Source organism: Acinetobacter sp. NIPH 298 (assembly GCF_000369505.1).
Classification (GTDB): Bacteria; Pseudomonadota; Gammaproteobacteria; order Pseudomonadales; family Moraxellaceae; genus Acinetobacter.
The window spans coordinates 1,917,513-1,932,749 of the sequence record NZ_KB850055.1 but is presented as its reverse complement, the minus strand read 5'-3'; the positions used below and the strand labels follow the sequence as shown (position 1 = coordinate 1,932,749).

General features: G+C 39.7%; 13 protein-coding genes, 3 tRNA genes and 1 pseudogene. 12 read left to right on the top strand and 5 right to left on the bottom strand.

Annotation, left to right across the window (positions count from 1 at the left end; all coding sequences use genetic code 11):
* The first annotated feature begins 280 nt into the window (after window positions 1–280).
* The 4 genes from F903_RS13910 (at window position 281) to F903_RS13895 (ending at window position 3,019) form a co-directional block, all read left to right on the top strand.
* Complete coding sequence (locus F903_RS13910; protein WP_005197932.1) at window positions 281–1,285, top strand: CobW family GTP-binding protein; 1,005 nt, start codon at window positions 281–283, stop codon at window positions 1,283–1,285.
* Window positions 1,286–1,353: 68 nt separating this feature from the next.
* The gene (locus F903_RS13905) at window positions 1,354–1,884 is read left to right on the top strand and encodes a YaeQ family protein (RefSeq protein ID WP_005197931.1); all 531 of its coding nucleotides are present in this window, start codon (window positions 1,354–1,356) and stop codon (window positions 1,882–1,884) included.
* A gap of 43 nt (window positions 1,885–1,927) precedes the next feature.
* Window positions 1,928–2,269: an FKBP-type peptidyl-prolyl cis-trans isomerase gene (locus tag F903_RS13900; protein WP_004670305.1), complete on the top strand. Its 342-nt coding sequence runs from the start codon at window positions 1,928–1,930 to the stop codon at window positions 2,267–2,269.
* A gap of 354 nt (window positions 2,270–2,623) precedes the next feature.
* Window positions 2,624–3,019, top strand: coding sequence for a hypothetical protein (locus F903_RS13895; protein WP_004670307.1), 396 nt, complete (start codon window positions 2,624–2,626; stop codon window positions 3,017–3,019).
* Window positions 3,020–3,094: 75 nt separating this feature from the next.
* Here the strand turns inward: F903_RS13895 and F903_RS13890 are convergent.
* Window positions 3,095–3,180 (bottom strand) — tRNA-Leu (locus F903_RS13890).
* A 208-nt stretch (window positions 3,181–3,388) separates the two neighbouring features.
* Here F903_RS13890 and F903_RS13885 point away from each other — a divergent pair.
* The gene (locus F903_RS13885) at window positions 3,389–5,152 is read left to right on the top strand and encodes an alkaline phosphatase D family protein (RefSeq protein WP_005197930.1); all 1,764 of its coding nucleotides are present in this window, start codon (window positions 3,389–3,391) and stop codon (window positions 5,150–5,152) included.
* 119 nt (window positions 5,153–5,271) lie between these two features.
* On the opposite strand, the gene F903_RS13880 is transcribed toward F903_RS13885, so the two are convergent.
* A tRNA-Leu gene (locus F903_RS13880) sits at window positions 5,272–5,357 on the bottom strand.
* An 8-nt stretch (window positions 5,358–5,365) separates the two neighbouring features.
* Window positions 5,366–5,439 (bottom strand) — tRNA-Cys (locus tag F903_RS13875).
* Between the two features lie 152 nt (window positions 5,440–5,591).
* Between F903_RS13875 and folD the strand changes: the two genes are divergently transcribed.
* From folD to F903_RS13860, 3 genes are all read left to right on the top strand, one after another.
* Window positions 5,592–6,440 (top strand): bifunctional methylenetetrahydrofolate dehydrogenase/methenyltetrahydrofolate cyclohydrolase FolD, encoded by an 849-nt coding sequence (folD, locus tag F903_RS13870; protein ID WP_005197928.1) that lies wholly within the window; start codon window positions 5,592–5,594, stop codon window positions 6,438–6,440.
* Window positions 6,441–6,500: 60 nt separating this feature from the next.
* Window positions 6,501–7,169, top strand: a complete 669-nt coding sequence (locus F903_RS13865; protein ID WP_005197924.1) for a class I SAM-dependent methyltransferase — start codon at window positions 6,501–6,503, stop codon at window positions 7,167–7,169.
* A gap of 156 nt (window positions 7,170–7,325) precedes the next feature.
* Window positions 7,326–7,610 (top strand): GNAT family N-acetyltransferase, encoded by a 285-nt coding sequence (locus F903_RS13860; protein WP_005197922.1) that lies wholly within the window; start codon window positions 7,326–7,328, stop codon window positions 7,608–7,610.
* Window positions 7,611–7,668: 58 nt separating this feature from the next.
* Here F903_RS13860 and F903_RS13855 read toward each other — a convergent pair whose 3' ends face one another.
* On the bottom strand, window positions 7,669–8,091 hold the full coding sequence (locus F903_RS13855) for a hypothetical protein (protein WP_005197920.1): 423 nt from the start codon (window positions 8,089–8,091) through the stop codon (window positions 7,669–7,671).
* Between the two features lie 260 nt (window positions 8,092–8,351).
* Here F903_RS13855 and glpK point away from each other — a divergent pair, with 260 nt between their 5' ends.
* The 3 genes from glpK to glpD all read left to right on the top strand — a co-directional run bounded on the left by glpK (window position 8,352) and on the right by glpD (window position 12,458).
* On the top strand, window positions 8,352–9,866 hold the full coding sequence (glpK, locus tag F903_RS13850; RefSeq protein WP_005197918.1) for a glycerol kinase GlpK: 1,515 nt from the start codon (window positions 8,352–8,354) through the stop codon (window positions 9,864–9,866).
* Window positions 9,867–9,919: 53 nt separating this feature from the next.
* Window positions 9,920–10,678 (top strand): DeoR/GlpR family DNA-binding transcription regulator, encoded by a 759-nt coding sequence (locus tag F903_RS13845; protein WP_004670322.1) that lies wholly within the window; start codon window positions 9,920–9,922, stop codon window positions 10,676–10,678.
* A 259-nt stretch (window positions 10,679–10,937) separates the two neighbouring features.
* Window positions 10,938–12,458 (top strand): glycerol-3-phosphate dehydrogenase, encoded by a 1,521-nt coding sequence (gene glpD, locus F903_RS13840; protein ID WP_005197914.1) that lies wholly within the window; start codon window positions 10,938–10,940, stop codon window positions 12,456–12,458.
* 45 nt (window positions 12,459–12,503) lie between these two features.
* Here glpD and F903_RS13835 read toward each other — a convergent pair whose 3' ends face one another.
* Window positions 12,504–14,678: a TonB-dependent siderophore receptor gene (locus F903_RS13835; RefSeq protein WP_005197912.1), complete on the bottom strand. Its 2,175-nt coding sequence runs from the start codon at window positions 14,676–14,678 to the stop codon at window positions 12,504–12,506.
* A 369-nt stretch (window positions 14,679–15,047) separates the two neighbouring features.
* Here F903_RS13835 and F903_RS16720 point away from each other — a divergent pair.
* Window positions 15,048–15,237: pseudogene (locus tag F903_RS16720) on the top strand (ShlB/FhaC/HecB family hemolysin secretion/activation protein); the annotation flags it as partial.

The following is a 15,237-nucleotide window of genomic DNA, read 5'->3' as shown; positions in this document are numbered from 1 at the left end:
ATTGCGTGCTAAAATGTATGGAAATATGTTTTTTTGGATAAAAAACAAACTAACTGTTTACGCAGATTAAACATTGCTAGTGAGTTCATTAGAATTACTTAATTGAATAAACCATTCATATTTGTATTTTGAATAAGGTTATTAGATTAACTATGTGATAGTGGTCTCATTAATATGTTTAAGTGAGCCTTTATTAAGGTTTGGTTGTTTGATCGCTGATTATTTCTTTTCCTGTTTTTTTCGCATTACAATGCAATAAATCCTTGTTCCTGAGTATGTCGTGAAATTCATTTCGCCCAAAGCAGTTCCAACACATATTATTTCTGGCTTTTTAGGTGCAGGGAAGACCACATTATTACAGCATTTATTAGCACAAAAACCTGAGCATGAAGTTTGGGCGATTTTGATGAACGAGTTCGGGCAGATTGGGGTAGATCAACAACTAATCAGCCAACAGGATGGTTATACCGTCAAAGAGTTGTTGGGCGGTTGTTTGTGTTGTAGCAGTCAATTGCCGATGCAAATTGCGTTGGCGCGTTTATTAAGTGAAAGCAAACCCGATCGTTTATTCATTGAACCAACGGGCTTGGGGCATCCAGCACAATTACTCGATCAGCTAACAGAGCCACATTGGCAGAGTAGTCTAGAAATGCGTGCACTGGTGATCGTGATTGATGGCAGTCGTTTGCATGACCATGATTGGGTACAGCAGAATCTATATACCGACCAGCTCAAAGCGGCACAAATTGTTGTATTGTCCCATATTGATTGTATGACCGAAGCCGACCAAGATGCGTATTTAGCGTTAAAACAAGAATATCAGACTTATGTCCAGCATTGGATCGAAGCGGAGCATGGAAAAGTCTGGCTAGATCAGCTTGATCTTATCCAGCTGCCTTTGCAACGAAAAATCCAACCTTTACTGCGATTGCAAAAAACACAGCTCGGTGATGCTGCGGAACAAGAAATCAAACAGTTGCCCTACCATTATATTGAAACTGCGCAAGGATTTACGGTCGCTGGTTGGAAGTTTTCCAAACGTTGGCAATTCAACTTTTATGATTTATTGGATCTATTGTGCGCACAGCAGGATTGGGTTCGGATCAAAGGAATATTTAATACCGATCAAGGCTGGAAAAGTTTTAATTTCAATCCGCAACAGTTTAACTATAAGTCGGTAGAAGCAAGTATTGATAATCGAATAGAAATCATTTGTCAGGTGCAACAGGACTGGTTTGAGTTTGAAAAACAACTCTTGGCGTGTCGCCTAGATGAGTCGAGTTGATTCACAAATCGCATCATTTTCTAGCAAAAATAGAGTATGCTTAGCGCCAAATTTGAGGACATGAAGCAATGGCGTTAAAAGCAACGATATATAAGGCAGACCTAAATATTGCCAATATGGATCAGCATATTTATGCAGATTATCAACTGACCCTTGCTCAACACCCATCAGAAACGATTGAGCGATTAATGGTGCGTATCCTTGCTTATGCGCGTTATGCAGATGAACATTTGGATTTCACCAAAGATCTATTTGAAACAGATGAGCCTGCTTTATGGCAAAAAGATCTGACGGGCTTGTTAGAAAAATGGATTGAAGTGGGTTGTCCATCTGAAGATAAAGTGAAAAAAGCCAGTGCGCGATGTAAAAGTGTTGCCGTGGTGACCTATGGCGCACAAGCAAATGATTGGTGGCAGAAAAGTACCAAAATCAAAACACTGAGCAATGTTGAAGTTTGGCAGCTTTCTACTCAAACCACCCAAGCACTTGAGCAATTATGTGAGCGTACCATGCAGTTGCAGTTAAACATCATGGATGGTGAATGGACATTGTTGAGTGACAAAGGCCAAGTCGACATTCAGTGGCAACAATTGCAATAATAGTGAATACACCCTGAATTGAGCTGAGTTTGGAGAGACAAAAATGAGCGCAGAGTTACAGATTATTGATTTAAAAGTAGGTGAAGGTAAAGAAGCGGTAAAAGGTGCTTTAATCACCACACATTATACTGGTTGGTTAGAAGATGGAACCCAGTTCGATTCTTCACTTGATCGTGGTAATTACTTTGAAACTGTGATTGGCACAGGACGTGTAATTAAAGGATGGGATCAAGGCATTATGGGTATGCGTGTGGGTGGAAAGCGTAAACTCATCGTACCTGCACATTTAGCTTACGGTGAACGTAAGATGGGGAAAATTATCCCTGCAAACTCAAATCTGACTTTTGAAATTGAACTTTTTGATGTAAAAACACGCGACCAATAGCAATCGTTGTGTATATCATGAATAAAGTGATTTAGCCAAGTCTTAGCTAAATCACTTTAAAATCATGTGGATATATTTATTTTTTAATTATAATTAAGTTTGTATAAACACCTGATTTGGCATAAATTTCTTTTTATCTGATTTTCATGACAGCCTAAGAAAAAAATATTGATTCTCTAAATCGCCCTATATATCTTTGAGATAAAAGAGCAATTTTCTTTAAATGACAATAACTTGAATAAAATAATCATTTTTTGATCTTTTAAAAACTTGCTCATGACGTTGCTATCTGGCTGGGATGAACCACGAAAATAGTGACATGAATTATAAAAATTTAAATGAGTAGAGGTCGATATGAATGATTATTTGGATATCACTGCATCTGAGTTATTAAAAGAGTTACATCATTTTTTCTTGATTGATACATATGATGGCGCGGAAACGGGATTTTGGGTCAATGAAAAGGCATTGGTTGATAAACAATATTGGCTTGATGGTGAGCATAAAGTTGAAATCGTCAGAGAACTCAGTGCCTCTCATTTACATGCACCACATAGTTATCGAATTACGCTATTGAACCAAGAGGGTGGCGATATTGTTTTGTTGAGCTACGATGGTGTCAATAAAAAAGTACTCACTTTTCGACGTGGTGAGTGGGTCAATCGAATGTACAAATATTTTTATCAAAAAGAACGTTATTATTTACAGCAACTCGCAGATCATCCAAATTTTCAGTTGATCCAGTATTAAGCTGACCGAATTTCAGGCATAAAAAAACCAGCTTAGGCTGGATTTTTTTACGCACCAAATTTCATTGTTGAAAAATGGTGCCCGAGGCCAGACTCGAACTGGCACGCTTTGTGGGCGGGGGATTTTAAATCCCCTGTGTCTACCGATTTCACCACTCGGGCATGTGCGCAATAATAGAGGACACTTTAAAACTTGGCAAGAGTGAAACGAATTATTTGCTTTCTTTTCAGTCAATTCATGTGCTTATCTCATAAAAAATAAGCTAAATCCGCTATTTTTCATAAATTTTTCATTAAATTGAGATCAAACCTTCATCTACCTACTTTAGTTTTATTTGTTTAAAGTAATAAAAACCAAGGTAGCCATCAAATGACAGCAAAAATTTCACGACGGGAACTGATTCAAAAGAGTTTATTTGGTTTTGGGGCTTTGTCTTTATCCGCAGGTTTTACAGGGTGTAATAATAGTTCAGATAAAGAAAGCAATGCGCTGAAAGTCAGTTTTGATCATGGTGTGGCGAGCGGTGATCCATTGCAGGATCGTGTGATTCTTTGGACACGTCTTAGCCCAAACGATTCAAGTTCACGTTTGCAAGTCACTTGGGAAATTGCATTGGATGATCAATTTAAGCAAATCGTTAAGACGGATAAGGTGACAACGGCAGCAGCACAAGATTTTACGGTTAAGGTCGATGCAACAGGTTTGACACCGAATCAAAACTATTACTATCGCTTTATTTTTGGTGATAAAAAGTCTCCCGTTGGACAAACCAAAACATTGCCTACCAGTACTTCGAAAGTCAGTTTCGCAGTCTGTTCTTGTTCGAATTATCCCGCTGGCTATTTCTATGTGTATCGTGAAATGGCAAAGCAAAATGTCGATGTGGTGATTCATTTAGGCGACTACATTTATGAGTACGGTGCGGATGGTTATGCCTCAGAAGATGCAGCCAAACTCGGAAGAAGCTTGGCAGCTGATAATAGCCAAGAAATTATTAAATTAGATGATTATCGCAAGCGCTATGCGCTGTATCGTAGCGATAAAGATCTACAAGCCTTGCATCAACGCCATCCATTTATTGTCATTTGGGATGATCATGAGTTGGCGAATGATACTTGGAAAGAGGGTGCGGAGAATCATCAGGAAAACGAAGGTAGTTTCCTTGAGCGTAAACTTGCAGCATTACAAGCCTATTTTGAATGGATGCCGATTCGTCCAGTATCTGAGACAGATCATTTAAATATTTATCGTCAGTTTGATTTTGGCAATCTGGTACAACTGACCATGCTGGATACCCGAATTTTAGCACGAGATAAACAACTTGATTATGCAGACTATTTGACTGCTTCAGGTTTGGATATTCAAAAGTTTCAACAAGATTTAACCAATCCTGCACGCACTTTGATGGGCTATACCCAACGTGATTGGTTGCTGGGGAAATTACAACAATCCACCGCAACATGGAATGTATTGGGTCAGCAGATTCTTATGACCAAAATGCTAATTCCAGCTGAATTATTATTGTCGCTTGCAGAAATTACTTCAGGCAATCCAAGCACAGACACATTAAATCAAATGACGACTCAGATTACTGAATTAGTGACTCTGAAAATGCGTCTTAAACAAGGTGATCCAAGCCTTACTGAGCAGGAAAAAGCACGTGTGCTGACTGTCGCTCCTTATAACCTAGATGCTTGGGATGGTTATTTTGCTGAACGTGAGATTCTATATGGCACTTTGGCGCAGTTAAAAAAGAAAGTCGTGGTCCTTGCAGGGGATACGCATAATGCGTGGTCGTCTAATTTATATAGTAAAGATGGTGCTTTTGTTGGCGTTGAGCTGGCAACCAGTTCTGTATCTTCGCCAGGGATGGAAAAATACCTTAATATCCCTACGGCACAGCTTCAACAATTCGAGTTTGCATTTACGGCGTTGATTGATGAATTAAATTACTGCAATTTGAATCAACGAGGTTATTTGATGGTTCAATTTGATGAAACACAAGTTCAATCACAATGGATTTATGTCGATTCGATTAAAACAGCAGAATATACGGTGGATGCAAGCCGACAGCATCAATTGGTCTTAGATGTGAATTTATTGCCGATGCAGACTGCACAGCAAGTCGCATAAGTCTAAGAACAAAAAAGCCAAGTCAGTGTACTTGGCTTTTTTTATACTTCGCTAAATTTCAGGCATAAAAAAACCAGCTTACGCTGGAATTTTTTGCACCATATTTCATTAGCTGAAAATGGTGCCCGAGGCCAGACTCGAACTGGCACGCTTTGTGGGCGGGGGATTTTAAATCCCCTGTGTCTACCGATTTCACCACTCGGGCTTTACCAATGGAGGCGGAGGTCGGAATCGAACCGGCGTACACGGAGTTGCAGTCCGCTGCATGACCACTCTGCCACCCCGCCATCTCTTGGTGATGCACATATTAGCAATCTTTAGAAAAAAAACAATAGTGTTTGTCGCGAATATGCACATAAAAACAGCATCTAAAAGAATATTGCTCAAATTATCATGTATTATTTACGCAATTGATTCATACCCATTTTGGAGATGCGCTGTGGCATTGGTTTTAGACGGTCGTGCATTGGCAACACAAATCGAAGCGGATTTGTTGGTACGTGTAGAAGCATTAAAAGCAAAATCGGGGCGTACCCCAATTTTGGCAACAATCTTAGTTGGTGATGATGGTGCATCGGCAACTTATGTGCGTATGAAAGGTAATGCTTGCCGTCGTGTAGGAATGGATTCGCTTAAAGTTGAGCTTCCGAAAGAGACGACAACTGAACAATTGCTTGCAGAAATTGAAAAATTGAATGCAAATCCTGATGTACACGGGATTTTGTTGCAACACCCAGTGCCAGAACAAATTGATGAAAGAGCTTGTTTTGATGCAATTTCATTGGCAAAAGATGTCGATGGTGTAACTTGCTTAGGTTTTGGCCGTATGGCGATGGGTGAGTCTGCGTATGGTTCAGCGACCCCAGCAGGCATCATGACCATTTTGCAAGAAAACAAGATTGAAATTGCAGGTAAACATGCCGTAGTGGTTGGTCGCTCTGCGATTTTAGGTAAACCAATGGCAATGATGCTATTGCAAGCCAATGCAACCGTTACGATCTGTCATTCACGCACACAAAATCTTGCTGAGTTGGTTAAACAAGCCGACATTATCGTGGGTGCAGTGGGTAAAGCGGAATTGATTCAAAAAGATTGGATTAAGCAAGGTGCTGTTGTGGTTGATGCTGGTTTCCATCCACGTGATGGCGGTGGTGTTGGTGATATCCAATTAGTCGGTATTGAAGAGGTTGCTTCTGCTTATACACCTGTTCCTGGTGGAGTAGGTCCTATGACGATTACCACTTTGATTCGTCAAACAGTTGAAGCTGCTGAAAAAGCATTAGGCTAAATCTCCCTCTAACCCCCTCTTTATAAAAGAGGGGGGACTTAAAAGAATTAAAGAAACGATATGAGCTGTACTTTTCAATTCGCTAAAGCACCAGAACAATTGCTGAAAGCATTGCATGATGTGATTCCAAGCACTGACTTATTGGCACAACAACTACCTGAAACGCCGATTTCTTTATGGCTGATACCACCAGTATTTCCTACAGATCGTTTGGATGATGAAGTCATTCGACGTATTTGGAATGAAACGCCGTATTGGATTTTTTGTTGGGCATCTGGTTTGGCAATGGCCCAATGGTTATTGGCAGAGCCACATCATGTCAAAGATAAGGTGGTGTTGGACTTCGGTGCAGGTTCAGGTGTGGTTGCAATTGCTGCAAAAATGGCGGGAGCAAAACGCGTTATTTGTTGTGATATTGACCCTATTAGTCTTGAATCATGTCGTGAAAATGCGCTCTTAAATGATGTAGAGCTTGAATATCTCGATGATCTCTATAAATCAGAACAAGTGGATGTCTTGCTCGCTGCTGATGTACTTTATGATCAGTGCAATCGTTTCTTTTTAGATGAGTTTTTGAAATTAGCACCTGAGGTTTGGGTTGCTGACAGTCGAGTTAAAAATTTTAGCCACCCAAAATATATAAAGATTGATGAACGTAGTGCAACGACTTGGCCTGATTTGGATGAAGCGAAAGAGTTTAAAAATGTGAGTTTCTATCGCACCAAATAAGCCGCTAGCTTATCTAAAACAATATTTATCGTAGCTTGATAAGATATAAAATCGCAACATAGCACCACGCAACATCATGTTAAAACATTGAATGAAATAATGAGATGACCGATTTAAGTTTCATCCAATAACATTTATTGATAAAAGAGACATAGTATGAATATTCAACAAGTTGATGATGGTAAACATGGCGTATTTAAGCTTGTCGATGGTGATGTATTGGCAGGTGAGATGGCTTATACATGGGCGGGTAATGAGATGCTGATTATTGACCATACCGATGTCAGTGATCAATTTCGTGGGAAAGGCATTGGTCGCCAATTATTAGATGCATTGGTCGAATTTGTAAGAGAACGCCACGTCAAAGTGATTCCTTTGTGTCCTTTTGCAAAATCTGTGTTCGATAAAGATTCATCTATTCATGATGTGCTAAAAAAATAAGCTTGGTTGGATGTATTCATCATCAATATCTGCATACATCCATTTTATATCTATGTCATTAAGAACAGGTATAACGAACGACAGTAAGTGTGGTTGGTCGAGTCTCAAGTGCTTGACGAGTGGCATAACCTTCACTGTTATTTAAATCAGGGGAGTTGGATAGACCAAAAGTTGTGCGACTGGTACCAAGCTGAACACCATACTTTTCTTGTGCGGTGGGGTTCATGATTTCATTGGTGCTTAGAATTGAAATTTTATAATTTTTTTCTACACCGAGCACTTGTTTACAGGCATGCTGCAATTTTTTCTCATCCACATTTGCATTGCCACGTGCAGAAAGTGTATAGGCAATCGTCGCCGAAGTTGCTGTTTTATCTTCAATTTGATAACCCTTTGCACCATTATATTGATGTGAGCTTGTCTGACATGCAGCAATCAAAAGTGTACCGCTTACAATAAAGAATAAATTGGTTTTTTTCATATCAATGATCCTGTTATTTATGTTTTTAGTATCGCATAAAATGATTTTTGAATTGTGAGTAATCTTTAAAAACTGGTCTTTTCGTCACTTTTGTATTCAAAAATAAAGAAAGAATTTTCGTTTGCGAACAATTTTGCATATAATCGCCCCAGTTTTTAATTTAATACAGAAGTCGTTGCTTTATTGCAGTATTACTCTCCGTTTTTTCGGACGTTTAATTTTTTGCTCTAATACATCAGGCCAGTCTGGATAGGTATGTCATGATCTCTACAGATAGTCAAAAAAAATATGTGGTTGCATTTGATCAAGGTACAACGAGTTCACGTGCGATCGTATTGGATCACGATGCGAATGTCATCACCATTGCTCAGCGTGAATTTACGCAAATTTACCCACAACCAGGTTGGGTTGAGCATGATCCGATGGAAATCTGGGCGACCCAAAGCGCAGTGTGGGTTGAAGCGTTAGCGCAAGCGAGTATTTCAAGTGATCAAATTGCTGCGATTGGGATTACCAACCAACGTGAAACGACGGTGATTTGGGATAAAAAAACAGGTAAACCTATTTACAATGCCATTGTATGGCAAAGCCGTCAAAGCAATGAAATTTGTAATCAGCTTCGTCAGGATGGCTGGCAAGACTATGTACGTAAAGTCACGGGTTTAGTGATTGATCCTTATTTTTCAGCGACAAAAATTAAATGGATCCTTGATCGGGTCGAAGGCAGTCGTGAGCGTGCGGAACGTGGAGAACTGCTATTCGGTACAATCGATACATGGCTTATTTGGAAACTCACCAACGGTCAAGCTCATGTGACGGATTATACCAATGCCTCTCGGACCATGTTATTTAACATTGAAACATTGGAATGGGACGATAAGCTACTTGAAGCTTTAAACATCCCTAAAGCAATGTTGCCTGAAGTGCGTAGCTCTTCAGAGGTTTATGGATACACGCATACTATCAGTGGACAAGAAATAGGCATTCCGATCGCTGGTATCGCAGGGGATCAACAAGCCGCATTATTTGGTCAAATGTGTGTTGAAGTAGGACAAGCAAAAAATACCTACGGCACAGGCTGTTTCTTGTTAATGAATACAGGAAAGCGCATTGTTCAGTCGGACCATGGCTTATTGACCACCATCGCATGCGGTGCAAAAGGCGAAGTGAACTATGCACTTGAGGGTGCTGTGTTTAATGGTGGCTCGTGTGTGCAATGGTTACGTGATGAAATGAAAGCGATTAATGATTCGCATGATTCTGAATATTACGCAACCAAAGTCAAAGATAGTAATGGCGTCTATGTCGTTCCAGCCTTTACTGGACTTGGAGCTCCTTATTGGGACCCGACCGCACGTGGTGCAATCTTGGGAATTACAAGAGGGGTTAGTATCGAGCATATTATTCGTGCGACGCTGGAATCGATTGCGTATCAAACGCGTGATGTTTTAGATGCAATGCAGCAAGATTCAGGTGAGAAGTTACGTACGCTCCGTGTTGATGGTGGCGTCACAGCCAATAATTTTCTGATGCAATTCCAAGCTGATATCTTAGGTACTTCAGTTGAACGTCCTGCAATGAAAGAAACCACAGGTATGGGTGCGGCATTTCTTGCTGGTTTGGCTGTCGGTTTTTGGTCGGATCTGAATGAATTGAAGAGTAGAATGACGATCGAGCGCACTTTTACGCCTGAAAGTAGTCGAGATAGAACTGAGAAGCTCTACAAAGGCTGGTTAAAAGCGGTCGGTCGTACTCGGGATTGGGATGAGGATTAAGTTCGACTGAGTGCCTGTATCGGATGAGTTGAAATAACATAGGATGGATGAGCATGAGTTTGATATTACGTCAACAAAAGACCCTCGAATTAGTACGCGAGCGTGGCTATATTAGTATTGAAGAACTTGCCCAATATTTTGATGTTACACCTCAGACGATTCGACGTGATATTAATCAGTTGGCAGATGAAGGCTTATTGCGTCGCTATCATGGCGGCGCAGCACATGATTCGAGTGTTGAAAACACAGAGTACACCATGCGTGTCGGGCACATGCTTGAACAAAAGCGTTCTATTGCGGAAGCTGTTGCCGCAGCAGTACCTGATCATGCTTCATTGTTCATCAATATCGGTACTTCAACTGAAGCTATCGCGCATGCCTTGTTAAATCATACGGGGCTGAAAATTATTACCAATAATTTAAATGTTGCTAAAATTTTGAGTACCAAAGAAGATTTTGAAGTACTGATCGCCAGTGGACGCGTCCGCCCTGATGGTGGGGTGATCGGGCAGGCAACGGCTGATTTCTTTAAGCAATTTAAAGCAGATTATGCGTTGGTTGGGATTAGTGGTATCGACGAAGATGGCACGTTATTGGATTTCGATTTTCAAGAGGTTTGTGTTTCCCAAGAAATTATTTCTAGTGCACGTCAGGTTTTTTTAGCGGCGGATAGCAGTAAGTTTGGGCGTAATGCGATGATTCGTTTAGGTTCGCTTAAACAAGTGGATTGTATTTTTACTGACCAACAACCCAATGATCAATATATGAAAACCATTAGAGATTTGGATATTGGATTGATTGTTGCAAAATAAATATTCATTTTCGAAAAAATGTTACTTTTTTTGAATGAGCTGTTTTTTGCTTCATTCACTTTATATAAAATTATTTTTTATTCCTTGTAAATATTATATTTAGTAAGCTTATCATCATTTTTCCCTTTCTTTCTATTTTTTACCATCAGTCTAAAAATGTCGATAAATTGACATTTTTGTTGCGTGTTTTTATTGTCTATTTTCATTTTATATGTTTAAATTTTCATTATTGAACAATATCGAAAATTTGCGGTGATTTATGCAAAACGCTCCCCAGTTAACAGATAAAATTTATGATCTTGCGATCATTGGTGGTGGTATCAACGGTGTGGGTATCGCAGTCGATGCGGCTGGTCGCGGATTGTCGGTATTTTTATGTGAAAAGGATGATTTAGCGAGCCATACGTCTTCCGCAAGCAGTAAGCTCATTCATGGTGGTTTGCGCTATTTAGAGCATAAAGAATTTCGCTTAGTGCGAGAGGCGTTGGCTGAACGTGAAGTGTTATTGAATAAAGCGCCACATATTATTCGCCCAATGCGTTTCATCATGCCGCATCGTCCCCATTTACGCCCAGCTTGGCTGATTCGTACAGGTCTATTCTTCTATGATCACCTAGGTAAGCGCGAGAAATTACTGGGTTCAAATAACGTTTATTTTAAAGAAGATAGCCCATTAAACTCGGCGATTACCCGTGGTTTTGAGTATTCTGATTGTGCGGTAGATGACTCACGTTTAGTGGTGCTGAATGCGATGCATGCGCGTGAAAAAGGTGCTGACATTTTGACACGTACTCGTTGTTTATCCGCCAAGCGTGACGGCGAGTACTGGATCGTTGATTTGGAAAATGCACAGGGAGCATTTCAAATCAAAGCCAAGGCTTTGGTCAATGCAGCTGGTCCATGGGTTGCTCAGTTTATTAAACAAGATTTACAGCTTAAATCACCGTATGGGATTCGTTTAATTCAAGGCAGCCATATTGTTGTGCCGAAGCTTTATGAAGGTGATAAAGCCTTTATTATGCAAAATGATGACCGTCGTATCGTGTTTGCGATTCCTTATTTGGATCAATACACCATGATTGGAACAACGGATCATGAATACAAAGGTGATCCAGCTCAGGTGAAAATTACTCAAGGTGAAATTGACTATTTGGTTAAGGTGAGTAATGAGCATTTTAAAAAACAATTAACTCAAGACCAAATTATTTCGACTTTTGCTGGTGTGCGTCCGTTGTGTGATGACGAGTCAGATAATCCTTCTGCGGTGACACGTGATTATACCTTGGCATTGTCAAAGCAAGCAGTCGGCGAAGCACCATTGCTTTCTGTATTTGGTGGAAAATTAACAACTTACCGTAAGTTGGCCGAATCTGCGATGCAGCAGCTCAAAGCATTCTTCCCAGAAATGCAGGGACGCTGGACGGCAAAAGAAGTCTTGCCAGGTGGTGAGAAGATGGATACTGTTGAGCAGTTGGTTCAGGAAATTCTTCTACAAGTGACTGATGCACCAGAGTCTTTAGCTAAACGTTGGGCATCTGCTTATGGTACACGTGTGTGGAATATTCTGGGGGAAGCCACTTCTGTCGCGCAGCTTGGGCAGCATTTTGGTCAAGGTTTATATGTGAGAGAGGTGGATTATCTGTGTCGTTTTGAATGGGTAATAACCAGTCAGGATCTTCTTTGGAGACGCTCTAAGCTTGGTTTAAGCATGAGTAATGATGAGGTCGCATCATTGGATGCATATTTAAAAACTAAAAATCAGGCACCTAACGCTGCTTAAAATATTAACCCCTTATCCTAGTATTAAGATAAGGGGTTAAATTTATTAATATTTAAATTTAAGCGCAACGCTATAGTTCGCAGGTTCGCCATAGAACGCTTGGCTATACATAAAACTATTCAAATATTTTTTATCGGTTATATTATTTGCATTGGCTTGAACGCTAAAGTATTTATTGACTTCATAACTTGCCATTAGATTAAGCAACGCATAATCGCTTTGTTTTAGATATGCTGATTTTACATTGTCAAAAACAGAGGTTTTTCCTTGCCACTGTAGCCCCGCACCCACTTTTAATTTGGGTAGTTGAGCGGGTGTATAGGTGGTCAGTAAATTAAAGGTTTGAGTTGGATTATAAGTTCTCGCAGCCCCACCATTTTTTAGATCTTGTAAACTAAATTGAGCATAACCAAGAGAAACATTGACCTGATCGGTTAATTGCCCAGCCAAACCAACTTCGACACCTTGTGAGCGTAAATCACTAATGCCAACTTTACGGTTTAAAGGATGTCCGTCTGTTGAACGAAGTGGATAGTTATTTTGTTCAGTTCTAAATATCGCGAAGGTTCCTGTTAGTTTGTCATCTAACCAAGCACTTTTAACCCCAACTTCATAGCTTTTACCTTCGATTGGATCTGCAACTTTTCCTGTGGCTTCATTCACAGAAGTTTGAGGGCGAAAGATCGAGGTGTAGCTCATATAACCTGTGTATTCAGGTGTAAAGTTGTAGGTAATTCCTGCATAAGGCGAAACTTTACTTTCATCGTAATTCATCGGTGAGCCATAGCTTGTGCCTTCGCTCTTGGCTTGGACGTAGTTCGCACCAAGTGTCAGCTTGAGATCATCATTCAGATGTAGACGTGTGGCTGCATAAATTGACTGATTGCGTTGGGTATAATTGGCTTGTTTGATGAAATCCGACCACGTTACATGCTTTGGCGTCCAACTTTCCCGATTGGTTGTACATTGTGCTTCATAAGGTCGTAGACAAATTGCTATATTACTATCTTGAATAGTCCCCATACTTCTTGAGTCATTTTGCTTATTTTCTGTGTAGTTATAACCAATGATTGCATCATGTTGTCGACCGAATAAATCAAATTTTCCATTCAAGTTAAGGTCAACATTGTGTTTTCGATTTTTTTCAATAAAGCTACTGGCGGTAAGATCAACATTTGATCCATCTGCATTTGGATAGCCGTAATAGTATAGAAGTCTGCTTTCACTATCTTTCTCATTATAGTTATAGCTCAGGTTAGCAGACCATGTATCTAGGAATTTTTGTTTTAGTTCGATAAATGCATTTCTAGAAGTGTTGTCCCAATATGCCCAATCTGGATTGGGGTTAAATGAGCGATCATAACTGAGTTGTTTGCCAGAACCATCCATCAGTGGAATCGCACCCCAGTTGTTGGCATTTGGTTTATTTTTTTCTTGACTGGCACCAATGGTGAGAAGGGTAGAGTCAGTAATATCTGCTTCTATAACACCTGCAATTCCATTTTTTTCTGAAGAATAACGATCACGATATGAGTCGCCTGTTTGTTGAAAGCCAGACAGTCGTCCACGTATACGATCATTTAAACTACCAGAGGCATCTGCTTCATAGCGTTGAGTATCCCATGAGCCATAGCTTAGACCAGTATTGGCTTGAAATTCTTTGGTCGGGCGTTTGCGAATGTAGCTAATGGTTGCACTAGGATCACCAAAAGCATTGGTTAATGCATTTGCCCCTTTAACGACTTCGATACGATCATAAAAGTAACTATCGGGATTGGTGTCATTATAGTTCCAGCCCGTTGAGGGAAAACCTACGCCATCAACTAAAATATTTGAAATCTCGAATCCGCGAGCCATATATACGGCGCGTTCCGTTTCAAGCGCATTGACTGTCACGCCAGGGGTATTATTTAAAATGTCTCGTGTTGAGGTCAAACCAAAGTCTTCGATCTGTTGGCGAGTGATGACATTGATGGTTTGAGGGGTTTCTTTGGCTTCGATATTGAGCTTAGTCGCACTTGAGCTATTTTTAATCGTATAGGCTTTGGTGCTTTCAGAATCTGAAATTTCATTCTGAGTTGCTTTGACTTGAATCGTTGGGAGTTGCTGCGATACTTCATCTGCTGCAAAGCTATAGGGGCTAATGCTGACTAAGCTTGATAGTGCAAGAAAAAGTGAGTTTCGTTTGAAGGAGAGGGTCGAGCTCATATTTACAGCCATGTAAATGAGAAATATTATTATTACAATTATCGTTAAAATTGTTTTGTTTTGCAATTTTTTTTGTTACGAAGTTGTGGGGTACACGGGTGAAATCCAAATATTAAATTGGAATTTACTGGACATAGAAGGTGAAAAAATTGAATGAGTAATATCAATTTTTATCAAAAGTTAAATATAAATTTATGTTGTTAATATATTCTTAACAATATACTTAAAATTCAAAAAATTAAATTTAAATAAAAATCAGCAAATTAGAATTTATTATTTATTTTCCACTCTATTAATGATAGTAATTCTTGTTCGCTTTGAATGAATAATGTATATTCCGTTTCAGTTTGTAACATCACATAACATTCTGTATATTTGAATATGAATAAAACAACGCGTTTTTATGCTGCATGTGTAGCATCTATCCCTCTCTCTGCGATCGCTGCTGACCAAAATCTTCCACCAAGTGTAGATCAGGTTTCTACCTTTGAAGTTATTCGCCAAGATCAGCGTTTAAATGAATTAAAGCAACAATTACTTGAGCAAAACATTCAGCTCACACCAAAACCAG